This is a genomic window from Pricia antarctica, from assembly GCF_900101815.1.
GTDB classification, from domain to species: domain Bacteria; phylum Bacteroidota; class Bacteroidia; order Flavobacteriales; family Flavobacteriaceae; genus Pricia; species Pricia antarctica.
The window spans coordinates 346,815-373,231 of the sequence record NZ_FNAO01000008.1; the positions used below are offsets into that span (position 1 = coordinate 346,815).

The following is a 26,417-nucleotide window of genomic DNA, read 5'->3' on the forward strand; positions in this document are numbered from 1 at the left end:
GCTTAAAATCAATCTATTCCCTCACTAGCGGAATAGTATGTTTCGAATCGGCCGAAATTAAGGTAAGGTAATAAACTCCCTGAACCTGTCTTCCCATAGTTGAAAGTTCTAATTCAACATCAGATCGGTCTCCACTGAATTGGCCTTGTTCGAGTTGTACACCCAATGCATTCGTTACAGAATACTTAACATTACCTGAGATGCCCTCGGGAAGTTTAACGCCTACCCTACCGTCCGATTTTATCGGATTGGGATAAGCAAAGGCAGCAGCCTTTGCCGTATTTCCTCGAGTCACCGTAAAACGAATTGTTTTCAAAGAAACTACACTACCCGAACCAGCATTTCCCGAATAAGCTGTGGCTTTCAGGGTATAGGAACCGCTGTTAAGATTTCCGGAAAAATAATTCCCATTTGTATCCCCAAAGAGAGCAAAAGGGGCCACATCTTCTAATCGCGATGTAGAGGTTGCCCCAGAAAGGGACAATAAAACACTTTTGGTAGTGGATGGGGCGGTAGCCCTTATATTCATATTCTGGGCATTAGAAGAACTTAGGCTCATTCCATCGGTTAACGACCCAAGGCTGGAGTTGGAAGAAGAACTCACCAAGGTAAAGCTCAAGGAAGGATTTGAAGGTGGTGGTAACGTAGGCGTAGGCGTACCTGAACCAGCAACAATATTCGCCGTTTTGGTAGCGGTAGCACCATCGTTATCGGTCACCACGACCTTAATTGAATAATTGCCGGCTTTGATTCCAACAATGGGATGTGGTGTAAAATTAGCTGGATCGGTATCCACCAAACGGCCATTCACGTAAATTTGATGTTTGACGATACTTCCGTCACTATCACTGGCTTTGACACCTACGCTGACCGTGCTCCCCACAGCCACGCGCTGACCCTCCGTAATGTTAGAAAAAGCAACAACTGGTGCCGCATTTCCTCCGCTGGGTGGAGTCGGTGGGGTGGGCGGAGTCGGTGGGGTTGGCGGAGTCGGTGGGGTAGGATTTGTTGGAGGGGGGCTAGTCGAACCGGCCACAATATTTATCGCTGTGGTAGCAGTGGCACCGTCGTCATCGGTAACCGTAGCCCTAATAGCATAATTGCCCGAAGCTATATTGGATATTGGATGGGGTGTATAACGAGATCCATCAGTATCGACCAAGTTGCCATTGACAAAGATTTGATGTTTTACAATACTTCCATCGGTGTCCCTAGCAGACAGCCCTACGGAAACACTACTCCCGGAAGAAAATCGCTGTCCGTTGGTAAGGTTTGAAAAGGTAACTGTAGGAGTATTGTTGCCCGCGGGGGGTGTAGGAGTTGGTGTCGGTGTTGGTGTAGGAGTTGGTGTCGGCGTTGGCGTAGGTGTTGGCGGCGGGTTGGAACCTCCGGAACATTTGGTCTGTGACCGAGACAAGCTGGTAGCTTGCGAATCCGAGTAACTACTGGTTTTATAGAGCACCATTCTATCAATTGTGTGGCCATTGGACCTACCCGATACTTGAATGGTATACACCCCTGGGTTGTTGAACGTAGCGTATATACGATGAGGGTCATTGTCACTCGTATAGGTATTCCAACTCCAGTTTACCGCACCTGTATAAATCTTGAACCACCCATTTTTAGTCTGTCCCTTTGCTACGGGACTTTTACCGGATCCGCCTGGATAAACCGTGCTAGAACCCTTTAAACCATAAAAGTTGGAGGCATTGATTTTAAGCCAAGAATCATTGTGCTCGGATGAAGGACTGGAAGACGCTATAATACTGATTTTACTACGCCATGCAAAGCGGTAGGTTCCAGGCGAATTGATTTTAACATTATAGGTAATTGTGGAATTACCAGGTGATCCAAAATTATCCGATCCCCGGTTGGTCAATGCAGAACCTCCTGAAGCTCCCGCAATTGATTCTTTTCTCCAACTTCCGGAGACTTTAGAATCCATTTCTAGAATAGCAATACCGTTTTGCTCCTCGAAGTCCGCACCGCTACATTGGGCAAAGGCTTCGTAAGACCCCATGGTAACCATAAAAACAAATAGGGTAGTTTTCAATCTCATAAGTAGTAATTTTGAGGATTAATACTAATTAACGCAGCGCTAAAAAAAAATCAACACCAACTGTTTTACACAGCTGATGCTTTTGAAAAATCATTTCTTTACAGCACAAATTCTTAAATAAAACTTTAAGTTTAACAAAAAGTTTGATTAAAGAATCGACGAAACTACAGTTTTAACCGTCAAATTACCTAAATTTTAACAAAATAAAAGGCTTTGTAGGAGTTATGATTGTTTAACTTCTTAAAATTATCTCACTTTTTTGACCAAATAGAAAGTATTACAGAAAATTCCACAAAAAAATCAAGAATTTTAAATTAACGGAAGATATTGACCTTCCATTTCAGGACTCCAAACTATAAGGCATACTGACCTTTCAGTCTTAAATTTACTACGACGTCCTCGTCACTGGCATTTCTGAAAAACCATCCGTGTTTTCCCTCATAAGGTGCATAAAAAGTACCCACCATATTATTAGAATTGGCAATGGTGTAACTTTCAAAGTAAACTTCCTTGACCTCTTTTTCTTGTTTTACCTCTCCGTGAAAATCGAAATAGAGAATTTCATTATTAGAGGTAGTCCATTCGTATTTCATCTTTCCGTATTTGAGCATATTTATTTTGAATTCGATACCTTTTCCTGCAGGAACAACCACCTTTGTTTCATCTTCACGAGAACTTAATGGTGTGGTCGGAGGCGGATTATCGGCCTCTACAGGTCTGTCCACATCAGGCCCTGAACCTGCTTTTTCAAGTTTGATTATTTGATTTGAGGGATTTGATGCCATAGTTCCTAGACTAGTTGTCCCGGCTTCTTCAGGTACATAAAGTTTGCTAAATCCTAATAATTTTCCCGCACCTGTCGGATCCATTCCGAATTCGGCCGGTAAAACCGCTACAACCAATAATACCGCACCTACAAGAAGTGAAATGAGGGTTGCTTTTATAATTTTGCTTTTCTCCAATATTGGATGATTCATTTCTGACATAGTTAATTTTTTTTTAAGATGTAAAGTAGCCTGTTAATTGAAAGCCGAGCAGTAAAAACCCGGCGGCCATAAGGGCTGTATTTGCAATTGTTGAAAAATTCATAAAACTACGTTGTCTTCTCCATACCGTTATAAGAATAAACACTACCGCTAAAGCAATGAATTGTCCTATTTCTACACCTATATTGAAACCAATTAGGTTGGTAAAAAGGCCTTCTTGGTCAAATTTGAATTCTTGTAACTTACTGGCAAGACCAAAACCGTGGAAGAGACCAAAAATCAAAACGGCTGCCTTGGTGTTCGGCTGTTTCCCGAAGAATCGCTTAAATCCGCCTAAATTATCGAATCCTTTATAAACGATAGATAGCGCTATAATCGCATCGATTAAGAATGCATTAATGTTGATGTCAGCCAATACACCTAAGAGCAAGGTGGTACTGTGCCCAATGGTGAAAAAACTAACATATAAAAGCACCTCTTTCGGTTTATATAGAAAGAAAATAACACCGACCAAAAATAACAAGTGATCGTAGCCTGTTATCATATGTTTGGCACCTATATATAAAAATGGTCCGAAGGCAACACCGCTGTTTCCCAACAGAAATGTTTGCGTGTCTTCATCCACTCCGTGCGCGAATGCGGTAGCACAAAGCGCGCAAACGATGGTCAATACCAGAAAGGATATTATCTTTTTTAATTTTATGGTAAATTTGATTAAATCCCATTACGCGTTAACGCATACTAGGATTATGATTGTTAATGGGCGTGCCCGTGGGATTTGACCTGCTCTAAACTATCCATTGTCTTTTTTTGATTCATCTGGATGCTATCCTGATTCCTGGTCATATCTGCATTGTTGCCTTTAGTAACATTCTCTTTAACTTCTGGAGTAGCTTCCTCCTTTTTTGTTTCCTTGCAAGATGCCAATAGGGTCAATGCAACTGATGTAATAAAAAATACTCTTTTCATAATTTATTGATTTTGATATTAGTGTTTAAAATTTATTAATCTATGTTCGTTAATTTGAAGTGATCTGAAATCAAAGGCTTTTCCTTCGGTCTAAGAAACAAGAACACCATCAGTAACAATGATAGTGTGAGGATGCCACCGTAGAGAAAATCCTTCTCAGGGAAATTGGTTCCCAATAATCCAGCTATCGGATAAGAAATCGCCCACCACAGATGTGAAAATGCAAAATGGGAACCATATACTTTCTCCTGTTCTTGATCAGGAATATTTTCACCAATAAGTGTTTCCGAAGGTATCTCTGCCAAACTTTGTCCTAAACCAGCAATAATCCAAAACACAAAGAGTAGGGAAAAATTCAGGTAATTTGCAGCACTTATTGCGAGACCTAATGTCAATGCTCCAAGTATCAACGAAACCTGTCTGGATTTAGATTTATCTATGGCCCCGGAAACAAAGGCAGCCACCGTTGCACCAATACCGAAGGAAGCCATAATCAAACCGTATTCCCTATCGGCCAGGCTCAATCCACCTTTTACAAGAACAATGCTATTTACCAATATAAAGGCCCCGGCCATCGCCGATACAAGTTCTATAAAAAGGGCAAAACGGATGTATTTGTTTTTAAACAAAAGTCTTGCGCCCTTAGTAACATCTTGCCAAGTGGTAGGGTGTTTCTTCGGATCATCTTCTTTCGGAACATTCAGAAAACTTTTCGGAAGGCTCATAAGCAAAATACCTGCGATAATAAATGTAGCTGCATCGATCAGAAATATTTCCCGGGCACCTAGCCAGATTGCAAATATACCTGCTAATCCCGGACCCAAAACCCCCAATAATTGATAAGTAGCAGCCGATAAACCGATAGCTTGCCGATATAATTTTTTGTCAACTATTTGTGGAATAATAGACCTGTAGGTAGGACTGAAAAAGGCATTGAAAACATTCATAAGAAATACCAGGACATAAATTTGCCATTCTGCGGAAATAAACGGCAGCAAAGCAACGAGACCCATTCTAATAAAATGGGTGGTGTATAAAATCCTTTTTCGGTCTATCCTGTCCGCAAGTACGCCTGCAAAAGGCGAGAATATGATGAAGGCTGTTACCCGCAAAGTGAGCGCCGTGGCTAAAATTACCGCAGCCCTTCCTTCCCCAAACTGATAGGCAAGCAATGCCAGGCCCACCCAAGTAAAGGCATCACCCAACAAGCTGATGGTCTGCGCGAGATATACTTTTGCAAACAATCTGTTTTGTAACGCCTGAAAAGGTTCAGTTAATTTAGATAAAACCTTGCCGATTTTCATTCTGTTCTGGAATATTTTTTTTAATTGGAACTATTCTTCCTCAGAATTCCGCAATGCGGACAAGATGGAATAAGCGTTCTTGGTAACAGGCTTAAAATTGTTGACATCGGCACTTTCGGAAAACGTTATGGCCGTGTATCCTTCCTGCTCAATTCCCTTTTTAACCTGTTGCATTCTAAATGTATAACCGCTATCAGAGTTTTCCGTTTGAAGGATTATAAAATCCTTGCCCTCATATTGAACGATAGCTTCGGAGGGAATTGCCATTTGCTTATTGGTTCCGCTTTCAATCCAAGCTTTTACATACATACCGGGCAAAAGACCTTTTTCATCTCCCGTATTGATATGGCAATGCACCGGGGTTATACGGTCGCTACCGGTCGCTTTTCCAATTAAGAAAACCTCGGCGGTACGGTCGAACATATTGTCATTGGAAAGTGAAAATTTAACGCTTTGGCCAATCGCTATCTTTTCCAGATCTTTTTCAAAGGCATTCAATGCCAAATGAATATCGTCTAAATTAATTACTTCAAAAAGCACATCTTGTGGAGACACATAATTGCCGATATTCACATTGCTCTCTTTTATAAAACCTGTAATAGGGGAATAAAGGTTCGCCGTCCGGGAAATATTTCCATTTTTAACGGAGTTTCTACTGATTCCCGCAAGCGCAAGTTGTTGCTCGTATGCCTTAACCCGGCCTTGTGTTATTTTATAATCCGAAGAAACCTGCTGAAAGGTTTTTGCCGAATTGATATCTTCCTCCCGTAATTGCTTTTGTCTGTTGTATTCTTCTTCCAGAAATTGGAGTTTGCTTAAACTTTCCAAATAATCCTGTTGGATTCGGATAAATTCAGGATTTTCAATCGTAGCCAAGACCTGTCCTTTTTTAATCTCTTCACCGGGTAATCTTCCAGCGGTTTTTAAATATCCCCCTAAAGGTGCAGATACAGAGGCCATACTTTTTGGTTCTACATCAACGACACCGTTCAGTTTTACGATGTTACTAAGATTTCTCATTTCAATTTCCCCGGTTTCAATACCGGCGAGATCGTATTGATCTTTGGTAAAATTGATTTGTTTTGATCCGTCGGCAGCGGGCTGTTCTTCTTTCATCGAAGATTCTTTGTAAGTCTCCATTTTTTCTGAATCCTTATTGCCACAGGCTACTATAAGTAGGGCGGATAAAATGAGTAGTGAAATTTTTGTATTGAATTGAATTTTCATCTTTTTATATTTTAATATGATATCATTGGATTTCACAAGCCCAATAAGGCTTCTATAACTATGATGGACTGATTATATTGATAAAGTGTATTTAAGTACTCTGTCTGAATGCTATTTGCCAAAGTGAGGTTTTGCAAATATTGCGCATAGGAAACATTCCCGCTTTTAAAGCTCTTTTCCGAATTATCAATGATGAGTTCCGCTTGTGGCAGGGCTTCATTTTGATAATAGTTGAAAGTACCTTGAAGCTTGTAATATTCCTGCAACAAATTTTGAAGTTCTCCTTCTAATTGGTTCTGGTTCAGCTCAATTCGGGATTGGGCAATATCCTCTTCAATTTTTGCAGCATTTATCTTGGAACGATGCCCTCCCGGAAAAATCGGGATGGCTACACCTATCTGAAAAGAAGAGAACCGGTCATCGTTACCAAAATTTTGGTTTGTCTCACTAAGTGTTTGGGCACCATTGAAGGTTTGGCTATTATAACCTAACATTAAATCCGGTAAGAGTTTGTTCCGTTCCACATTGGTCTCCCGTTCCCTTACCTCCAACTGTTGTTTTAAATAAATGTACAACGGGCTTTGTTCCACAGATTGGCTTTCAATATCCAGATTTACCTCCCGAGGAATCAGCTTGGCATCTGTAACACCTATATTATAATTGGTGTTCAAAACTACCTGCAGTCGCTTTTTTGCAATTCGCAAATCGGCCTCGTTCTGTTGAAGCTTATTTTTAATCTGCATCGATTGTGTCGCCGAAGTCACACTCTCCAGTTTTGTGGATTCGCCAGTTTTATAACGCATTGAGCTCGACCGATCCAGATTGCTGTACAGGCTATCTTGGCGCTGTAACAACTGTTTGTTCTCCATTAAGAACACATACCTTAAATAGGCAACTTTTACATCCGCAATCAGTCCATTTTCTTCGATGACCCTCAGCTGCTCACTACTATTTACCTTGGCTTTCGCCAACTTGAACTGACTGGTATATACGGTCGGAAAATTAATCCGTTGCGTAACCCCAAAAAGGTTGTCCATTATCGCAGGCGTATTAAATTCACCGTTTGAATAGGAGAATTCTGTTTTGGGAATGGTTATCGCACCATACTTTCCTGTTTCCTCAACCTCTATTTCATATTGCGCGATCTTAATCCGGTCATTGTTCTCAAGTGCAATTTCAATGGCCTGTTCTAAAGTAAGTTCCCGATCCTGCACCTGATTCATTTCTTGCGCTTGGAGTTGTGTCGCCGGAAAGAACAGTCCACCGATCACGATTAAAGTGGTGGCTATCTTGTTTTTCCGGAAATTGGATCTAGCTTTCCTATCCGTAAAATAGATATACAAAACTGGCAGGACAATAAGGGTTAATGCAGTGGCCGTAATCAATCCACCTATAACTACGGTGGCCAATGGTCGCTGTACCTCTGCACCTGATGAATTAGACAATGCCATCGGCAAGAAGCCCAGGGCAGCTACGGTAGCGGTCATTAATACCGGTCTCAGTCTCACACTTGTCCCTTTACGAACACGTTCATAAATATCCGTAACCCCTTCCTCTTTAAGCCTGTTGAATTCTGCGATAAGTACGATTCCGTTTAAAACGGCAACACCGAACAGCGCAATGAACCCGACCCCCGCGGAAATACTGAAGGGCAGGCCTCTTATAAGTAAAGCGAAAACACCTCCAATAGCCGATAATGGTATGGCCGTAAAAATGAGCAAACCTTGTTTTAGGGAACCAAAAGCAAAATAGAGCAGTATTAAAATAAGCAATAAAGCTACTGGTAAAGCGATCATTAACCGTTGGTTGGCTTCTTTCAGGTTCTGAAATTGTCCTCCGTATGTTACATAATAACCTGGTGGCATATCCACCTTTGCCCCCATAATCTGCTTGATATCCGCAATAATACTTTGAACATCCCTGTCACGTACATTAAAGCCGACCATAACCCGACGTTTTGCATTATCCCGTTGTATTTGGACGGGGCCAGGCTCAAAGGATACATCGGCAACCTCACTAAGTGGGACTTGTTGGCCTTTAGGAGTACCTATATATAGATTTTCAACATCTGTTATATCGCCACGGCTTTCTTCTTGCAGACGCACCACGAGGTCGAAACGCCTTTCCCCTTCAAATACCATTCCCGCTGCTTTTCCGGCGAAACCGGTTTCAATGGCATTATTAATATCCGCTACATTCAAGCCATATTGCGCAATTTTATCACGGTTTAATTCAATCTTAATTTGAGGTAAACCTGTAATCTCTTCCACATATAAATCGTTGACCCCTTCTACAGATTTTATTTTCTGTCCTACTTCATTGGCCAAATCTGAAAGAGTGGACAAATCTTCACCATAAATCTTCAAGACCACATCTTGTTTTGCGCCTGTCAGTAATTCATTAAAACGCATCTGTATGGGCTGCTGAAAACTAAATTTGGCATTGGGGATTACCGATAGGGATTTCTGCATTTTCGCAATTAATTCCTCCCGTTCTATGTCGTTTCCTTCTGGCGAAAGAATGATCATCATATCGCCCGCTTCAATAGGCATTGGGTCTGTTGGGATTTCCCCTGAACCGATTTTGTTGACCACTTGGTCAACTTCTTCTGGATATTCTCTTAATAATATCGTCTGTGCTTTTTGGGAAACATCGACCATCTGTTGAATGGAACTTCCCACAGGCACCCTGGTTTCCACGGCAAAATCCCCTTCGTCCAATTGGGGAATGAACTCGCCCCCCATATTGGCAAACACTACCAGTGTAATAACAAATAAGCCTACGGCCAATCCAACCACTAGAAGTTTTGCGCGCAGGGCAGCTTCTATAACGGGGCTATACATCCGCTGAAAGAAATCCATCATTTTATCTGAAAAATTCCTTTTATGTTCTGTCTTACGACCTAAGGCAAGGGCGGACATCATCGGGACATAGGTAAGCGATAGGATCAATGCCCCCAAAATAGCAAACATCACCGCTTGTGCCATTGGGTGGAACATTTTTCCTGCAACCCCGCTTAAAGCCAAAATAGGCAGGTACACGATGAGTATTATGATTTGTCCAAAAGCAGCGGAATTCATCATTTTACCCGCTGAGCTTTTTATTTCAATATCCATTTGTCCAGAAGTCAACTTTTCCACTCCCGCATACTTCTTTTTACTGGTATGAATCCCGAACATTACAGATTCAACAATGATGACGGCGCCATCTACGATAAGGCCAAAATCTATTGCCCCCAAGCTCATCAGATTCCCCGCGACCCCAAAAAGGTTCATCATTGCTATTGCAAACAACATGGAGAGCGGTATTACCGATGCGACCACCAAACCACCTCGCAGGTTGCCCAAGAAGAGTATCAAAACAAAAATAACGATCAGCGCCCCTTCCGTAAGGTTGGTTGTCACCGTTCCTATTGCGCGATCTACCAGTTTTTTTCTATCCAAAAAAGGTTCAATGGTTACCCCTTCGGGAAGGGTTTCCTTTATTTGTTCAACTTTATCTTTTACCCTTTTAATGACCGCAGAAGAATTTGCCCCCTTTAGCATCATTACGATTCCCGTAACCACTTCACCTTCCCCGTTGCGGGTAGCGGCACCATAACGAACCCCGTGACCAAACTGTACTTTAGCGACATCCCTTATCAGTATGGGGGTTTCATTACTTTCCCTGATAAAGATTTTATTTATTTCATCGAGATTGTTGACCAAGCCTTCACTTCTAATAAAGTATGCATTGGGGCCTTTATCAATATAGGCCCCGCCCGTATTCTGATTGTTCATTTCAAGTGCAGTGAAGATATCTTCAATGGTTATATCCATACTTTGAAGGGTATTGGGGTCTATGGCAATTTCATATTGCTTTAATAAACCTCCAAAACCACTCACTTCGGCAACTCCTTTCGTTCCCAATAACTGCCGTTTAATGATCCAATCCTGTATCGTTCGCAGTTCGGTAACATCGTATTGGTCTTCATAACCTTCTTCGGGATGTACCACATATTGGTATATTTCTCCAAGGCCTGTTGTAACCGGTGCCATTTCAGGTTTTCCGACACCTTCCGGTATTTCGTCTGCCGCGGAGGATAAACGTTCTTGCACTTGCTGCCGTGCCCAATAGAGATCGGTATCTTCCTCGAACACTATGGTTACAATAGAAAGTCCAAAGCGTGAAAAAGATCGCATATCCTTTATTTCAGGGATGCTTACCATGGTCTGTTCGACCGGAAATGTAACAAGTTGTTCGACCTCTTGTGCGGCAAGCGTGGGGGAAACGGTTATGACCATTACCTGGTTATCTGTAATATCTGGTACGGCACTTATGGGCAGTTCGGTAAGCGAATAGCTTCCCCACCCAACAAGGAACAAGGTTAATATTCCGACAACAAGCTTATTGTTGATAGAAAATTGAATGATTTTATCTAACATTATAGTAGAATAATTTTAAGATGGAAAACGAAAATAAGAATCACCAAGAGCCGATTTTATACACCTTTTAACAGATGTATGATTTGTTGATGCTAGAGATGAATAAGGGAATAGATATGACAAAAGAGTATTGCATAACTAAATAGCGATATACGTAGTATCAAGTCCAGTTGAAGCTTGAATACTAAATATCACTTTAAGAAATTAACAAGAAGGAGGTCCCCGAAGGGTATGTGAAGATAAAAAAGTTGTAAAATATGGAATTATCGGATAATCCCGAAAGCGTTGTTTTTCAAAGTTTGCGTGCCAAATAAACTGATTGTCTATATCAACGATTAAGGCGGAATTTTGTAGAATTTCTGTCTTAACATTTAGATTTTTAACATCTCCAGTTACATATTTTAAAGTCCTTTCGTTGGGAGAATGCTGAAAGTGTTCGAATATATGGCCTAATTCTGAATGTTCTTGAGCTATTTGCTGAGAATCTGTTGTAGAAACAGTAGAGAGAGAAATATCTTCGCCTTGGGATAAATGATTATGGGGCACAACGTCGTGTCCTATCATAATGAAGGCTGCGGTAAAGAATAGTATATTTCTAAATAGCTTCAAAAATTTATTCTAAAAATTTAATTGCGAAAATAGCTATTTAATTTTAGAATGTAAAACTTAAAAAACTCAATGCTTATGCATATTATCTTTTAGCACAAAAAAGTAAAGCAAAAAGTCAGCTATGTATCCTTCTGTACCCAAGTTTGCGGCCTTGAAAGTTTTAATATAATCCAGCTTCTCCATAGTGGTGTTTCGGCCTAAAAATTGAATTATTAGATTTTTATAAAATTCTGTGTGAGTAATTGGCCCTTTTTGAGATTCCCAAAACAATAAGGGTAAGTTACCATAAAATAATCGTACAAATCATAAAATGCAAAAACCCCAACCTATTTATCATCAAATAGTTGAGGTTTTTATAGTGGGCAATGAGGGATTCGAACCCCCGACCCCCTCGGTGTAAACGAGGTGCTCTGAACCAACTGAGCTAATTGCCCTAAAACGTGCCGGACCGACCATTCTGAAATAGATCTTTCTGGCGGGTGCAAATATAGAACTCTTTTGGTAATGCCAAAAGAAAATAATATAAAATATCACACCACCTCCGCCACCGTAAAGGTACTCCCCCCGATAAAAATAAAATCACCGACATCGGCATTCTGTAGTGCGGCATTATAGGCATTACCGACCGAAGTAAAGCATTTTCCTTTCAACCCGAAAGCTTTTGCATTTTGCTGGAGTACCTCTACATCTAAACCTCGGGGAATGTCTGGTCTACAAAAGTAGTATTCCGCATTTTTTGGAAACAAGGGTAAAATCGCATCGAGGTTTTTGCCCTTTACAAAACCTAGAACAATATGCAGTCGGTCGTAATCCTGTTGAGCGACCTGTTGCAACACCAACGCCAGGCCTTCGCTATTGTGCGCCGTATCGCAAACTACCTTAGGCTCGATGCGCATCATTTGCCATCGGCCCATCAAGCCAGTGTTTTGGGTCACGTTCAGAAGTCCATCTACGATATGCTCTTCCCGGACTTCAAAACCTTGAAGTTCTTGCAAAACGGCAACCACACCATTTACATTTTTTTTCTGATAGTTACCTAAAAGGGATGTTTTGTACTTCTTTTTTAGGGATTTTTCTGCATATATCACCTTTGCAGTTTTTGAATTCGCAACCCGTTCAAAAATCTCAGCAGTATCATTTTGATATTCGCTAATGACAATCGGAATATTTTCCTTGATGATTCCCGCCTTTTCGAAAGCTATTTTGGCCAAAGTGTCACCGAGCAGATCTACATGGTCCAACCCTATATTAGTAATCAGGGCGACTTCGGGAACAATAATATTCGTGGAATCTAATCGGCCGCCCAGCCCTACCTCAACAATCGCGATATCGACCATTTTCTCGGCGAAGTAAGTGAACGCCATTCCCACGGTCATTTCAAAAAATGAAAGCCGATGTTCTTCAAAAAAAGATTGGTTTGTTTGGATGAAATCGACGACAAATTTTTCGCTGACCATTTTTCCATCTATTCGGATGCGTTCTCGAAAATCTTTTAAATGTGGAGAAGTGTAGAGTCCGGTTTTGTAACCTGCTTCCTGTAAGACAGAAGCGAGCATGTGGCTGCTGGAGCCCTTTCCATTTGTGCCGCCGACGTGTATGCTCTTGAATTTTTTTTCGGGATGGTCGAGGTGGGCGGCAAAGGCCAGCGTATTGTCCAGTTTGGCATTGAAGGCGGACTTCCCCTTTTGTTGGTACATTGGAAGTTGGGCGAACATCCAATCGAGGGTTTGTCGATAGGTCACTCTCCCAGTTTGAAATTGACCACTACGAACCCGACCTGCTGGCTGGGCGCATTGGAATCTTGGTTCCATTTGTGCTTGAACGCTGTTTTCTTGGCGGGGTCCAATAAACAGGGACTGTTGTTCGTGGTTCCTTTCACGCCTGGTTGCGCACTTACCACGTTTCCATTTCTATCAACCACAATTTTGACTACGACCCTTCCCTCTTCGTTACATTCCTGTTTGACCGCACCTTTACTGGCTAAGGAACGGCCATTTAGGCCATAACCGCCCGTGCCGCTTCCGGAACCGGGACTACCATAATAACTTGTAGCATAGGGGTCGCCGTCGGGAGAACCTTTGTCGCCGGCCCTGTTGTCATCGCCCTCCGAACCTGAGGCCGTACCGTCCGATTTATTGAGGCCACCCATTAGTTCATCCAATTTTTTCTTCTTGGCGTCTTGCTCCTTTCTGGCCTTTTCCTCGGCATCCTTTTTTTGTTGGGCCACCCGTGCTGCCTCTGCTTTTTTCTTTTTCTCGGCGTCTTCGGCTTTTTTCTTGGCCGCTTTTTGGGCATCCTCGGCTTTCTTTTTTGCCTCTTCCGCTTTTTTAATCTTTATGGCTTCCTCATTTTCTTGGGTAAGCACTTTCTCGGCAGGTGCTTCTTCCGCTACTACTTTCTCCGGCGCTTCCTCCTCAACAACCTCTTCCTCTACGATTTCTTCGACCACTTCCTCTTCTTGTTCGACAGGTTCAACGGGAGGGGTATCTAAAGGTTCGGACTGTATCTTTTCTTTGGGCTGCACGTTTCCACTACCAAAATCGGTGGTGCCAAAATTGACAGAGATTCCGTTTTCGATCGGGGGATCCATGTAGGTCATGCCGATATAGAACAATATCAGCAACAACACGCTTAATAGGAAAGTGGTCAGCGTGAAAGATTTCTTTTTGTGTCTGGTGTCCAGGTATGGCATATTGCCTATTTAATTTTGATCTGTTGTTTGTTTTGCAAAATGCAATCTGCAAACGTATAGTTTGGATTTTCGTTTTGCGTGTTTCGCCATGCGCCCTTATTCTGGGAGGCGTAAAGGGTTCATTGAATTTTTTTCAACAACACAATGGCTGTCAATAGGTCAAAGTCTTTACTAAAGATATGAAACTCTATTCATTATAATTCGAATTCAATTCGGTCGCACGGCCAAGATGACCTTGTAACTATTTCGGTTGGCGATGTCCATGACACGGACCGCCTCTTTGATGGCCACACTTTCTTCGGCCCTTAAAATAATGGTAGGCTTATCTTGCCCTTCTAAAGCCTTTTTGAGTTCGACTTCGATATAATCTCCGTTGATTTTCTCGTTGTTCACAAAATATTGTAGGTTCTTATCAATACTTACCGATACGTTTTGGGTGTTAGTAGATTTCCCTTTCGCCTTGGGCAATAAAAGATCCAGTGCATTGGGCGAGTTTGCCGTCAGCATAAAGAAAATCAACAACAGGAATACGATATCCGTCATCGATGACATGCTAAAATCGGGGCTTACCTTATTTCTTCCCTTTAATTTCATGGTATGGAATTATAGAGGTTCGTTCAATAAATCTAGAAACTCAACAGCATTAGCTTCCATCTTATGCACGACCTTATCGATCCGGTTGACCAAGTGGTTATAGCCAATATACGCTATGATACCTACAATAAGGCCCGCCACCGTTGTGGTCATGGCCGTATAAATCCCAGATGCCAACGAGCCCATTTCCGCTTGGCCGCCGCTGGAAGCCATTTCGTGAAAGGCCAGAATCATACCTATTACCGTACCCAAGAATCCGATCATGGGGCCGGCTCCGGCAACAGTGGCCAATACGCTCACATTTTTCTCGAGCTTGTATACCTCCAGGGTTCCGGCATTTTCAATGGCCGTGTTAATATCGTCCAAGGGTTTTCCGATCCTTGAAACTCCTTTTTCGGTCAACCGCGCCACGGGAGAATCGGTTTGGGCACATAACAATTTTGCCGCCTCCAATTTACCATTGGTAACATGGTCACGAATCTGGTTCATGAAATTACTGTCTATTTTAGAAGCAGCCTTTATGGCAAAAATGCGCTCAAAATAAATGTATAACGCCACAAACAGCATAATGAACAATATGGAAATAATAAGTACACTTCCTGTACCGCCATTAAAAATAAGATCGATTATGGAAAGGGTCTTTTCTTCGGACATAACATCCCCAACTTGAGGATCTTGCGCCACATCTTGAAATAACATCATAGAATTCTTAGGTTAAATACGCTTTTAGCAACGTGTTCGGTCTTGCCTCTATAACGGTAGTTTATCGATTAAATTATGCATTTAACACAAAATTTCTAATTATTGCAAATACGGCCGCACCGCCAATAAATCCGAGAAACGCCAACCACGCTATTTTTTTCAAATACCAGAAGAAATCGATTTTTTCCATTCCCATGGCGACAACTCCCGCTGCCGAGCCGATAATCAACATACTTCCGCCCGTTCCGGCCGAGTAGGCGATAAAATGCCATACCGGATCGTCTATAGGTACCGAGAACATGCCCATACTGGCCGCTACCAAAGGCACATTGTCGATTACCGCCGAACCGACGCCCAAAATCAGTACCACGAGGTCGGATACCAGTTCCCCGTGTGATTCCGTACCTAGCATGGGCACGTTGGTTTCTAGGCTTTCCGCAAAATGAAAGAGCATTCCCAAAGATTCCAGGGCGGCCACCGCCAACAATATTCCCAAGAAAAAGAGAATACTCGGCATTTCTATCTTGGAAAGGGAGGCATGTACGGGACTATGGTGTCCTACGGTGTCATCGCCTTCTCCCTCTATGTTCGAAATACTAAACTTTGAACTACTATAAATTTCCGCAAATGTTGCTACTACCGCCAAAGACAGCATCATACCGACATACGGCGGCAAATGGGTAATCGTTTTAAAGAACGGCACAAATACAATGGCACCAAGGCCCAAATACAGCATGGTAGAACCGAATTTTGATTTTGGGACATCAATTTCATCCGCATCGCTCACGATGTTCCCCTTAAAGGCACTGTATCGGCTCGCCACTAAACCCGGAATAACCATACATACGATAGAGGGTATCAACACATGTTCTATCAATACGGGAGCGGTGACCTTATTACCGATCCAGAGCATGGTCGTGGTAACATCGCCGATGGGCGACCAGGCCCCCCCGGCATTGGCGGCAATGATGATAAGACCGGCAAACCACAATCGGGTCTCACGTTCGTTAATGACCTTTTGCAAGATAGTTATCAGAACAATAGTTGCCGTTAGGTTGTCGATGATAGCCGATAGTATAAAGGCCAAAATCGAAAATAGCCATAACAGCTTGCGTTTGCTTTTGGTTTTAATGTACCCTTTAATGGTCGCAAAACCGTCAAAGTAGTCGATGATCTCGACAATGGTCATAGCACCCAAAAGAAAGACCAATATTTCGGCGGTTTTACCCAAATGATGCAACAATATTCCGTCGATATCCGAGGGTTCAAGCTCTTTTAGGTCTGTATTAACCTCGTAAACATCCATATGGGCCAGAGCAATTATCGCCCAAAGTATCGCCATCATCGCCAGTGCGGGAATGAGTTTGTCAATTTTCAGGTTATGCTCCATGGTTATCGCCAAATAACCCACAACAAATACAATAATGATAATGGTCTCCATACTCGATCGGTTTTTAAGGTTCTATATTAGTAGTTTCAATGCGATTTCAGAAGCGGTCGGGCGGATGTTCTTTCCGGACGGATTTTTTCTAAAGATATTCAAAATTGCCTTTCTTAGGATATCGGAGGTGGTATTAATTGTCAATTCATCCTCCCCTGAAACCAAATTGTCCGTTTAATCGGTCAAAATCCTGCGCATTCCATAATTGGAACGAACAAATATAAAAATTTGAAACAGAATCCGTCTTAAACTTTTTATTTTACCGTTCATTGATCGCTCCGGGATGCATTTTGCGCGAAAAATACCCCTTACGCCCTGTTCTATCCTATTTCATAGCCCTATATTTGTAGGAAGCCTATAAAGACACACACCTATGGATTTTTCACTATCGGAAGAGCATCTTATGATACAACAGGCTGCACGCGATTTTGCCCGCAACGAGCTACTGCCTGGGGTAATCGAAAGGGACGATGCCCAAAAGTTCCCCACTGAACAGGTCAAAAAATTGGGTGAACTTGGCTTTCTGGGGATGATGACCGACCCGAAATACAAGGGTAGCGGTATGGATACCCTGTCTTACGTCATCGCCATGGAAGAACTTTCGAAAATCGACGCATCGGCCTCGGTCATCGTTTCGGTAAACAATTCTCTGGTGTGCTGGGGCCTGGAAGCGTTCGGCAACGAGGCGCAAAAACAAAAATACCTTTTTCGTTTGGCCGCGGGAGAGATTATCGGGGCGTTCTGTCTTTCGGAACCCGAAGCGGGCAGTGATGCGACCTCCCAAAAAACTACGGCCATCGATAAAGGGGACCACTATGTTCTGAACGGGACAAAGAACTGGATTACCAATGGCAATTCTGCAGAGGTCTATCTGGTCATTGCCCAAACGGATAAAGAAAAAGGTCATAAGGGAATCAACGCCCTGATCGTCGAAAAAGGGATGCCCGGTTTTGAGATCGGCCCTAAAGAAAATAAGCTGGGCATTCGTGGTAGCGATACCCACTCCCTCATTTTCAATGACGTCAAAGTGCCCAAAGAAAATCGTATCGGCGAAGACGGGTTCGGATTCAAGTTCGCCATGAAAACCTTGGCAGGCGGTCGCATCGGTATCGCCGCACAAGCTTTGGGAATTGCCGCCGGAGCCTATGAACTGGCCCTAAAATATTCCAAGGAACGTAAGGCCTTCGGTACGGAAATCTGCAACCATCAGGCAATTGCCTTTAAACTGGCGGACATGCACACCCAAATCGAAGCGGCACGCCATCTTGTTTACAAGGCCGCTTGGGATAAAGACCAAGACCGCGACTATGACCTTTCAGGGGCCATGGCCAAATTATATGCCTCCCAAGTTGCTATGGATACCACAATCGAGGCCGTACAGATTCACGGGGGCAACGGCTATGTAAAGGATTACCATGTCGAACGTCTGATGCGCGACGCTAAGATTACCCAGATTTATGAGGGTACTTCGGAGATACAGAAGATTGTGATTTCACGGAGTATTTTGAAGGATTGAGTATTGCCCATCAATCGGTATTCACACTACGAAATCCAAACTCCCCTAAAAAAAAGGCCATCAGACCCTTATTCTGATAGGGTTAAAATATAAATTAAGCGTTAAAAATCATATTGTACCCATATAAAAAAGGGGTCAAAGTAACAAATGTAACACCTAAACTTGTTTACCCCCCTAAATCCTATTTAAATGAAATCTGAAAAGGTTAATTTTATCAATCTGATAATTTATGGACTTGCAAAATCCATATTTGAGGTTTATTTAACATTCTATTCCAAACGTTGAATTTTTATCCGATTAAATCGAAATCTCTGCTAATAATTTAGTAAAAACACTATTTTTGAGAAAATACCATATCAAATGACATTAAGAAAACAGGGCCTTTACCTACCAGAATTTGAACATGATAATTGTGGCGCCGGATTTATCTGTAGCTTAAAAGGAAATAAATCCAACGATATCATCCATAAAGCTTTGGAGATATTGCACAAACTGGAACACCGTGGTGCCGTCAGCGCCGACGGCAAGACCGGTGACGGTGCCGGCATACTTATCGATGTTCCCCATGATTTTTTTCAGGCGGTATGCGATTTCGAGCTTCCGGAACCCGGTGCATATGCCGTAAGTAACGTGTTTCTTCCCCAAAAGGAAAATCAGCGTAATTTTTGTATTTCTGTATTCGAAGAAAATATCAAAAAACAGGGACTACGACTTTTAGGCTGGCGCAATGTGCCCGTGAACCGTTCCATACCTGGGCGGATCGCCATGGAGACCGAACCTTTTATAAAGCAGATTTTTATTGCCAAGGAGAACGATACTCAAGATTATTTTAATTTTAACCTAAAACTCTTCATTGCACGAAAGGTCACCGAGCATACCATTATCAACTCAAAACTTTCGGAAAGTAATTTCTTTTACGTACCCAGCCTATCCACAAAAATTATAATTTTTAAGGGTTTGCTAATGCCTAAGGATATCAGCCTGTATTATGAAGACCTTATGGACCCCCGTGTGGTGACCCGTCTGTCTTTGGTACACCAACGCTTCTCGACCAATACCTTCCCGACCTGGGACCTCGCCCAACCCTTTCGGTACATGTGCCATAATGGTGAAATCAATACCCTTCGGGGCAATGTTTCCCGTATGATATCGCGCGAAGAATTGATGGAAAGCGATTGGTTCGGTGATGAGATCAAGAATATTCTACCGATTATCCTACCCGGCAAATCCGATTCCGCCACGATGGACATGGTTGTAGAACTGCTATTGATGACCGGCCGTTCCTTGCCCGAGGTGATGATGATCTTGGTGCCGGAGGCTTGGGAAAAAAATCCGTACATGTCGGAGGCCAAAAGAGCATTTTACGAATACCACTCCTGTATGATGGAGCCGTGGGACGGACCTGCATCCATCCCATTTACTGACGGCAACTTTATCGGGGCGCTTTTGGACCGGAACGGTCTTCGTCCTTCAAGATATTCGGTAACCAAGGACGGTTATGTAATCATGTCCTCAGAAACCGGGGTGATGGACATTGCACCGGAAAACGTTCAGTTTCACGGCCGTTTGGAGCCCGGCAAAATGTTCTTGGTCGATATGGTAGAGGGTCGTATCGTAAACGATGAGGAAATCAAAGAGGATATCGCCAAACGACATCCCTATAAAAAATGGTTGGACGACAATCTCGTTCATCTAAAAAACATACCTTATAACGATTGTCCGTTGTTTTTGGGAGAGGAATCTATTGCCAAACGGAAGTCGATTTTTGGCTATACTTTGGAGGATATCGACACCATCATCCTCCCTATGGGAAAAAATGCTAAAGAGCCCATCGGGTCCATGGGTTCGGATACCCCAATCGCGGTACTATCCGAACGGCCCCAATTGATCTATAACTATTTCAAACAATTATTCGCCCAGGTCACAAATCCGCCTTTGGATGGTATCCGCGAGGAACTGATTACCGATATCAGCCTTACTTTGGGCAGCGACCATAATATTTTCGATTTCTCGGAACTGCATTGCCGGAAACTGAAAATACAGAACCCGGTCATTTCCAAAGAAGATCTCGACAAGATCAAGAATTACGATGCGAGTCCCGATTACAAAGTGGTCTCCATCCCTACGCTTTACGATATCGAGAAAGGCTATAATGGTCTTGAGGATGCGCTCGAAGCCATTTTGGCCCAAACTACCAAGGAAGCCGACGAGGGCGCCAACATTATAATACTTTCGGATAGGGGCGTCGATAAAGACCACGCTCCCATTCCCGCATTATTGGCGTGTTCGTACGTAAACAGCGGTCTACAAAAACTGGGCAAACGGAATAAGCTCAGTATCATCGTAGAATCCGCGGAGCCTCGGGAAGTGCATCACTTCTGCCTACTGTTCGGTTTTGGGGCCAGTGCCATCAACCCCTATCTGGTCAACGAAATTATCGGCGAACAGATCGAGGAACACGATATCACGGATTTCACGTTCGAGGAAGCGGTCGAAAATTATAACAAGGCCGTCGGGAAGGGCATCCTTAAAGTCATGAACAAAATAGGAATTTCTACCCTGAACTCCTATCGTGGGTCGCAGCTGTTCGAATGTGTCGGCATAAATACCAAGGTTGTCGACAAGTATTTCCCGAATACCCCTACACGTATTCAAGGTATAGGTCTCTATCAAATAGAAAAAGAAATCGCCAAACGGCATAGTAATGCCTTTTCCAAAAAAGAAGTGGCCGCCACTCTTGATCTTGAAATAGGGGGTGAATACCGTTGGAGAAGAGATGGGGAAAAGCACATGTTCAACCCATTGTCCGTCGCCAAGTTACAGAAAGCGGTGCGGGGCAACGAAGCGAATACTTACAAAGAGTATGCTGAAATGGTCAACGGGCAGACCAAAAACCTGATGACCATCCGGGGACTTTTCGAATTCTCAAACTACGACCCGATTCCCTTGGAAGAGGTAGAGCCGTGGACCGATATTGTCAAACGTTTTAAAACGGGCGCCATGTCGTACGGTTCCATTAGTAAGGAAGCACATGAAAATTTGGCCATTGCCATGAACCGGATCGGCGGTAAGAGTAACTCCGGCGAAGGCGGTGAAGATGCAGACCGTTTTTATAAGAATGCAACCGGCGATTGGCGTAACTCTGCGATAAAACAGGTGGCTTCGGGCCGTTTCGGGGTAACTTCCGATTACTTGACCAATGCCCAAGAGATACAGATTAAAATGGCACAAGGGGCCAAACCTGGGGAAGGCGGTCAATTGCCAGGACCCAAAGTGAACCCCGCTATTGCGAAAACGCGGAATTCAACACCCTACGTGGGCCTCATTTCGCCGCCGCCGCATCACGATATCTATTCTATAGAAGATCTGTCACAATTGATATATGACCTAAAATCGGCGAATCGCAAAGCGAGGATCAATGTAAAACTAGTATCGGAAGTCGGTGTGGGGACCGTTGCAGCGGGCGTATCGAAGGCCAAGGCCGACGTAGTACTGATATCCGGATTCGATGGTGGTACCGGAGCTTCACCCCTGACCTCTTTAAAACATGCTGGTCTCCCTTGGGAACTCGGTATTGCCGAAGCCCAGCAGACCTTGGTGATGAACGATCTTCGTAACCGAATCGTTTTGGAGTGTGACGGACAGCTTAAAACGGGCCGTGATGTTGCCGTAGCCTGTCTATTAGGTGCCGAAGAGTTCGGATTTTCTACCGCACCACTGGTAGCCTCTGGCTGTATCATGATGCGCGTTTGCCATCTGAACACCTGCCCGGTAGGCATCGCCACCCAAAACCCCGAACTTCGCAAAAAGTTCGAGGGCAAACCTGAACACGTGGTCAATTATATGTATTTCGTTGCCCAAGAATTACGCGAGATCATGGCACAACTTGGCTTCCGTACGGTAAACGAAATGGTAGGTCAGGTCAAAAAATTGGACCGTAGGAAGGCAATCGAACATTATAAGGCCAAAGGTATCGACCTGACTCCGATTTTGCATCAAGTGGATGTTCCTGCAGGCACAAAATTCTATAATACCCAAAAGCAGCAGCATAACATCGATCAGTCCATCGAGTTCGATATCATCGCGAAAGCCAATCCCTCATTGTTCCGAAAAGAGAAGTTGACACTTGACTATCCGATAAAAAATACGGACCGTGCCGTAGGAGCCATTATCAGCAATGAAATCTCTAAGGTTTACGGCGCTCAGGGTTTACCCATCAATACCTTAAAACTCAATTTTACGGGTTCTGCCGGTCAAAGTTTCGGAGCTTTCGCTACTCGAGGTTTGACCATGATCGTAAACGGCAATACCAACGATTATCTCGGAAAAGGACTTTCGGGAGCCAAATTGGTCATTAAAGTGCCCGAAGGCTCTACTATCGTTCCCGAAGACAATGTGATTACCGGAAATGTTACCTTGTATGGTGCGACCGCCGGTAGGGCTTATATCAATGGCAAGGCCGGGGAACGTTTTTGCGTTCGTAATTCAGGGGCAAAAGCGGTCGTCGAGGGCATCGGTGATCACGGTTGCGAATATATGACGGGTGGCGTTGCCGTAATTTTAGGAGAAGTGGGGCGAAATTTCGGCGCGGGAATGAGCGGCGGTATCGCCTATATTTTCGATGAGAAAAAGACCTTCGAGAAGAACTGCAATACCGAAGACTTGAATTTGCTCGCGGTAACCGAGGACCAAGATGTCAAGCAGCTAAAAGATTTGATCGAAAGCCATTATAACGCCACCTTGAGTCCGCTTGCACAACGTATTTTAGAAAATTGGGAGGAATGTCTGCCCAAATTCGTAAAGGTATTGCCAGAGGAGTACCGAAAAGCGTTGATCCGTTTGGAAGAAGAGCGATTAGAAACCATTTAAAACCAAACTACACTAATTTACAATCGAAACATGGGAAAGATAACAGGATTTTTGGAATTCGATAGAAAAGTAGAAGCATACGCTCCCGTCGAGGAGCGCGTACAAAATTATAAGGAGTTTTCTGTGCGCCTTCCCGAGAAGGAAATCAAGGAACAAGGTGCCCGCTGCATGGACTGCGGTATTCCGTTTTGCCATAGCGGATGCCCGCTGGGCAATCTGATTCCCGATTTCAACGATGCCGTATATCGCGGTAAATGGGACAAGGCGGCCCATATTCTACATTCAACCAACAACTTCCCGGAATTTACCGGACGATTGTGTCCCGCCCCCTGTGAGGAAGCCTGCGTGCTGGGAATCAACGAGGATCCGGTCACTATCGAGAACATCGAAAAGAACATTGCCGAGACCGCCTTCGAAAATGGATGGATAAAACCCGAACCCCCAGAAATCAGAACCGGTAAAAAAGTGGCCGTAGTAGGCTCCGGCCCTGCGGGATTGGCGGCCGCACAGCAATTGAACCGTGCAGGCCATTGGGTAACGGTCTTCGAACGGGACGAAAAACCAGGCGGACTTTTACGATACGGTATTCCCGATTTCAAAATGGAAAAGCACATTATCGACCGAAGGTTGAACGTGCTGGAAGCCGAAGGAATAGAATTTAAATGCGGTATAAATGTCGGGGTAGATGTCAAAGGCGAAGAACTCCAAAACGATTTTGATGCCATTGTGCTATGTGGAGGCGCCACAATCCGCAGAAACCTGCCCATAGAAGGTGCCGACTTGAAAGGTGTCGTACAGGCGATGGACTTCCTTCCCCAAAACAACCGTCGCGTGGACGGAACTACAACATTCGAAAACGAGCTGTTGGCCACTGGTAAGGATGTTGTCGTTATCGGCGGTGGAGATACCGGATCGGATTGTATCGGAACATCGTTCAGGCATGGGGCAAAATCCGTATCCAACTTCGAGATTATGCCTATGGCCACTGTTGAACGCCCCGAGGACCAGCCTTGGCCGTTTTGGCCCATGCGATTGCGTACCAGTTCGTCCCATAAAGAAGGTGCGGAACGTTTTTTCAGCATTTCGACCAAGCGGTTCGTAGGTGACAAGGACGGTAATTTGACGGGGTTGATAACCTCTCAGGTGGAATGGGTCAGAGAGCCCGGAAAAGCAATGGTCTTAAGAGAAGTCGAAGGCACCGAAAAAGAATGGAAATGCGAATTGGCCCTGCTGGCCTTAGGTTTCACCGGTTCGGAGATGACAATAGCAGAACAATTGGGGCTTGAAGCCGATGCCAGAACCAACATTAAGGCCACAGAAAGAGATTATAAGACCAATGTACCCGGCGTATTTGCCGCAGGAGATCAACGCCGCGGACAATCCCTCATCGTTTGGGCGATTTCCGAAGGACGACAAGCGGCCTATCATATCGATACGTACCTAATGGGAGCATCTGAACTACCGTTGAAGGGCGATGGGGATTTGCCGAGAGTGTAGCGCTTCAGTATTACAAGAATCGTGAAATAGAAGAAGCTTGTAGTTGGATAATTGTACAACAGTTTTTTTGCATAATTATCCGACAATAATCCGCCTTCTTTAGTTCAAATATGTTAGTTTAGGTAGCCATCTAATTACTGTTGACATATGATCGAAAAGAAAATACGGAAGCATCTTTCCATAACGCGTACCCGGTTAAACCAAAAAAAAGAATTTGAGAGAATCGCCAAATACAACAATAAGACCTTAAATACTATTGTCGAATCCCTATCTAAAGTAAAAAACTCTGATTTTACGGATGAAGACCGTCAGTCGTTCCAAAATTGTGAAAAATACAGAACGAACCTCCTGGAAGACGAAACCCTGATTTCATACGAAATTTTCGGCTCCGATAAAACAGCGTTGGTCAAGGATATTTGTAAAAATGCGGCATCAAGTAAAAAATGGTGTGAGTTCTTATATTTCCTTTCCAAAAAAAATAATCCTTCTACCATTTTAGAAATTGGAACCAATCTTGGTATCTCGGGATGCTATGCCCTAGAAAGTATTAAAAATGATAGCATCGCCAAATTTATTACCATGGAAGGGCTTCCGCAGTTATGTAAAATAGCAGGCCATCAGTTTTCATCCATCGCCCCGACTTCAAAATATGATATTAGGAAAGGTCTGTTCGAGGCCACCTTTCCCCAACTTTTAAAAGAGGATATTTTCTTCGATCTTCTATTTATCGACGGCAATCACCAAAAAGAACCTACCATTACCTATTTCAAGGCATTAAAAGATAAAATCAAATCCCCGGCAATTTTCGTTTTTGATGATATCAATTGGAGCCATGAAATGAAGGAAGCCTGGGATTTTATAAAAAATGACAGCGATGTCAGTTTTACGATAGATCTGTACAAGCAGGGAATCGTAATTATCGATGAAAATGAATCTGAAAAGAATGTGCAGTTTGAACTGCATCTAGGGTATTGAGGTTGAACCCTTCATCGATTATTAGTTACTTTCTCTTTTAATGTCCTTTCTTACTTTGCACTTCTCGTAACCTCATTATCTTTACATTCTTAAACAAATCAAGAGATGATGCGAGATATTAGGGCTGTTTTTTTAAGGTTGAGTATGGCCATAGCCGGCCTGTCGATTTTTGCACAGGTTTCCGTAACCGGTCACGTAACCGATTCCGGGGGCACCGCCTTAATCGGGGCGCAAGTTATGTCTTCACCTATTTTCGTGTACAACTACTACCGGTGTTTACAGTAAGATGGGTCTACCCCTGTAATCCAGTTAAAATTAACGCACCCGGTTTGGTGGGGGCTTCCAAGAGGGCGGCCCGTTTCTTGCGTTGCGGATCCCGTTTCCGGGCACAAAAAAAGGTCCCGATCGTGAACGATCGGGACCTTCGAGGTAAGGCGGCATCCTACTCTCCCACCTTTCGGCAGTACCATCGGCGCTGGCGGGCTTAACTTCCCTGTTCGGAATGGAAAGGGGTGGGCCCCGCCGCCATGGCCACCTGGGTCTTCGGTCCGGG

At 43.5% G+C, this 26,417-nt stretch carries 18 protein-coding genes, 1 tRNA gene and 1 rRNA gene; 5 read left to right on the forward strand and 15 right to left on the reverse strand.

What is annotated here, in order from left to right:
• Positions 1-13: 13 nt before the first annotated feature.
• The 14 genes from BLT07_RS21080 to nhaD all read right to left on the reverse strand — a co-directional run bounded on the left by BLT07_RS21080 (position 14) and on the right by nhaD (position 17,007).
• Entirely contained in the window at positions 14-2,059 is a 2,046-nt protein-coding gene (locus tag BLT07_RS21080) for an Ig-like domain-containing protein (protein WP_091872188.1), read from the reverse strand.
• A 353-nt stretch (positions 2,060-2,412) separates the two neighbouring features.
• Positions 2,413-3,045 (reverse strand): hypothetical protein, encoded by a 633-nt coding sequence (locus BLT07_RS17005; protein WP_091872192.1) that lies wholly within the window; start codon positions 3,043-3,045, stop codon positions 2,413-2,415.
• A 13-nt stretch (positions 3,046-3,058) separates the two neighbouring features.
• Positions 3,059-3,715, reverse strand: a complete 657-nt coding sequence (locus BLT07_RS17010) for a HupE/UreJ family protein (protein WP_262503259.1) — start codon at positions 3,713-3,715, stop codon at positions 3,059-3,061.
• 86 nt (positions 3,716-3,801) lie between these two features.
• Positions 3,802-4,014 (reverse strand): hypothetical protein, encoded by a 213-nt coding sequence (locus BLT07_RS17015; RefSeq protein WP_091872202.1) that lies wholly within the window; start codon positions 4,012-4,014, stop codon positions 3,802-3,804.
• A 35-nt stretch (positions 4,015-4,049) separates the two neighbouring features.
• On the reverse strand, positions 4,050-5,318 hold the full coding sequence (locus tag BLT07_RS17020; RefSeq protein WP_091872205.1) for an MFS transporter: 1,269 nt from the start codon (positions 5,316-5,318) through the stop codon (positions 4,050-4,052).
• 30 nt (positions 5,319-5,348) lie between these two features.
• Positions 5,349-6,545: an efflux RND transporter periplasmic adaptor subunit gene (locus tag BLT07_RS17025; RefSeq protein ID WP_091872210.1), complete on the reverse strand. Its 1,197-nt coding sequence runs from the start codon at positions 6,543-6,545 to the stop codon at positions 5,349-5,351.
• Between the two features lie 32 nt (positions 6,546-6,577).
• Positions 6,578-10,969, reverse strand: a complete 4,392-nt coding sequence (locus BLT07_RS17030; protein ID WP_091872214.1) for a CusA/CzcA family heavy metal efflux RND transporter — start codon at positions 10,967-10,969, stop codon at positions 6,578-6,580.
• Positions 10,970-11,173: 204 nt separating this feature from the next.
• Positions 11,174-11,578, reverse strand: coding sequence for a hypothetical protein (locus tag BLT07_RS17035; protein WP_245726580.1), 405 nt, complete (start codon positions 11,576-11,578; stop codon positions 11,174-11,176).
• A 359-nt stretch (positions 11,579-11,937) separates the two neighbouring features.
• Positions 11,938-12,012, reverse strand: a tRNA-Val gene (locus tag BLT07_RS17040).
• Between the two features lie 96 nt (positions 12,013-12,108).
• Entirely contained in the window at positions 12,109-13,320 is a 1,212-nt protein-coding gene (locus BLT07_RS17045; RefSeq protein ID WP_091872217.1) for a bifunctional folylpolyglutamate synthase/dihydrofolate synthase, read from the reverse strand.
• On the reverse strand, positions 13,317-14,270 hold the full coding sequence (locus BLT07_RS17050; protein WP_091872222.1) for an energy transducer TonB: 954 nt from the start codon (positions 14,268-14,270) through the stop codon (positions 13,317-13,319). The genes BLT07_RS17045 and BLT07_RS17050 overlap by 4 nt, the downstream gene beginning before the upstream one ends.
• A 207-nt stretch (positions 14,271-14,477) precedes the next feature.
• On the reverse strand, positions 14,478-14,864 hold the full coding sequence (locus BLT07_RS17055; RefSeq protein ID WP_091872226.1) for an ExbD/TolR family protein: 387 nt from the start codon (positions 14,862-14,864) through the stop codon (positions 14,478-14,480).
• A gap of 9 nt (positions 14,865-14,873) precedes the next feature.
• A complete protein-coding gene (locus BLT07_RS17060; protein ID WP_091872230.1) occupies positions 14,874-15,566 on the reverse strand; it encodes a MotA/TolQ/ExbB proton channel family protein in 693 nt (230 codons plus the stop codon).
• Between the two features lie 73 nt (positions 15,567-15,639).
• On the reverse strand, positions 15,640-17,007 hold the full coding sequence (gene nhaD, locus BLT07_RS17065) for a sodium:proton antiporter NhaD (RefSeq protein WP_091872234.1): 1,368 nt from the start codon (positions 17,005-17,007) through the stop codon (positions 15,640-15,642).
• Positions 17,008-17,380: 373 nt separating this feature from the next.
• Between nhaD and BLT07_RS17070 the strand changes: the two genes are divergently transcribed.
• The 5 genes from BLT07_RS17070 (at position 17,381) to BLT07_RS17090 (ending at position 26,149) form a co-directional block, all read left to right on the forward strand.
• Positions 17,381-18,523 (forward strand): acyl-CoA dehydrogenase, encoded by a 1,143-nt coding sequence (locus BLT07_RS17070; protein WP_091872237.1) that lies wholly within the window; start codon positions 17,381-17,383, stop codon positions 18,521-18,523.
• Positions 18,524-18,883: 360 nt separating this feature from the next.
• Complete coding sequence (gltB, locus tag BLT07_RS17075) at positions 18,884-23,392, forward strand: glutamate synthase large subunit (RefSeq protein WP_091872240.1); 4,509 nt, start codon at positions 18,884-18,886, stop codon at positions 23,390-23,392.
• A gap of 30 nt (positions 23,393-23,422) precedes the next feature.
• Positions 23,423-24,889, forward strand: a complete 1,467-nt coding sequence (locus BLT07_RS17080) for a glutamate synthase subunit beta (protein WP_091872244.1) — start codon at positions 23,423-23,425, stop codon at positions 24,887-24,889.
• Between the two features lie 147 nt (positions 24,890-25,036).
• Positions 25,037-25,864 (forward strand): O-methyltransferase, encoded by an 828-nt coding sequence (locus BLT07_RS17085; protein ID WP_091872247.1) that lies wholly within the window; start codon positions 25,037-25,039, stop codon positions 25,862-25,864.
• A 105-nt stretch (positions 25,865-25,969) separates the two neighbouring features.
• Positions 25,970-26,149 (forward strand): hypothetical protein, encoded by a 180-nt coding sequence (locus BLT07_RS17090; protein WP_091872250.1) that lies wholly within the window; start codon positions 25,970-25,972, stop codon positions 26,147-26,149.
• A 144-nt stretch (positions 26,150-26,293) separates the two neighbouring features.
• Here BLT07_RS17090 and rrf read toward each other — a convergent pair.
• Positions 26,294-26,403: ribosomal RNA gene (rrf, locus tag BLT07_RS17095) — 5S ribosomal RNA — on the reverse strand.
• Between the last annotated feature and the right edge of the window lie 14 nt (positions 26,404-26,417).

Excerpts from the sequence above, each read along its gene's own strand:
- BLT07_RS17025 (WP_091872210.1), bottom strand. The coding sequence starts at position 6,545 with ATGAAAATTCAATTCAATACAAAAATTTCACTACTCATTTTATCCGCC.
- BLT07_RS17085 (WP_091872247.1), top strand. The coding sequence starts at position 25,037 with ATGATCGAAAAGAAAATACGGAAGCATCTTTCCATAACGCGTACCCGG.
- BLT07_RS17030 (WP_091872214.1), bottom strand. The coding sequence starts at position 10,969 with ATGTTAGATAAAATCATTCAATTTTCTATCAACAATAAGCTTGTTGTC.
- BLT07_RS17070 (WP_091872237.1), top strand. The coding sequence starts at position 17,381 with ATGGATTTTTCACTATCGGAAGAGCATCTTATGATACAACAGGCTGCA.
- BLT07_RS17055 (WP_091872226.1), bottom strand. The coding sequence starts at position 14,864 with ATGAAATTAAAGGGAAGAAATAAGGTAAGCCCCGATTTTAGCATGTCA.
- BLT07_RS17005 (WP_091872192.1), bottom strand. The coding sequence starts at position 3,045 with ATGTCAGAAATGAATCATCCAATATTGGAGAAAAGCAAAATTATAAAA.
- BLT07_RS17090 (WP_091872250.1), top strand. The coding sequence starts at position 25,970 with ATGATGCGAGATATTAGGGCTGTTTTTTTAAGGTTGAGTATGGCCATA.
- BLT07_RS17080 (WP_091872244.1), top strand. The coding sequence starts at position 23,423 with ATGGGAAAGATAACAGGATTTTTGGAATTCGATAGAAAAGTAGAAGCA.
- BLT07_RS17060 (WP_091872230.1), bottom strand. The coding sequence starts at position 15,566 with ATGATGTTATTTCAAGATGTGGCGCAAGATCCTCAAGTTGGGGATGTT.
- BLT07_RS17020 (WP_091872205.1), bottom strand. The coding sequence starts at position 5,318 with ATGAAAATCGGCAAGGTTTTATCTAAATTAACTGAACCTTTTCAGGCG.
- BLT07_RS17050 (WP_091872222.1), bottom strand. The coding sequence starts at position 14,270 with ATGCCATACCTGGACACCAGACACAAAAAGAAATCTTTCACGCTGACC.
- nhaD (WP_091872234.1), bottom strand. The coding sequence starts at position 17,007 with ATGGAGACCATTATCATTATTGTATTTGTTGTGGGTTATTTGGCGATA.
- BLT07_RS21080 (WP_091872188.1), bottom strand. The coding sequence starts at position 2,059 with ATGAGATTGAAAACTACCCTATTTGTTTTTATGGTTACCATGGGGTCT.
- BLT07_RS17015 (WP_091872202.1), bottom strand. The coding sequence starts at position 4,014 with ATGAAAAGAGTATTTTTTATTACATCAGTTGCATTGACCCTATTGGCA.
- gltB (WP_091872240.1), top strand. The coding sequence starts at position 18,884 with ATGACATTAAGAAAACAGGGCCTTTACCTACCAGAATTTGAACATGAT.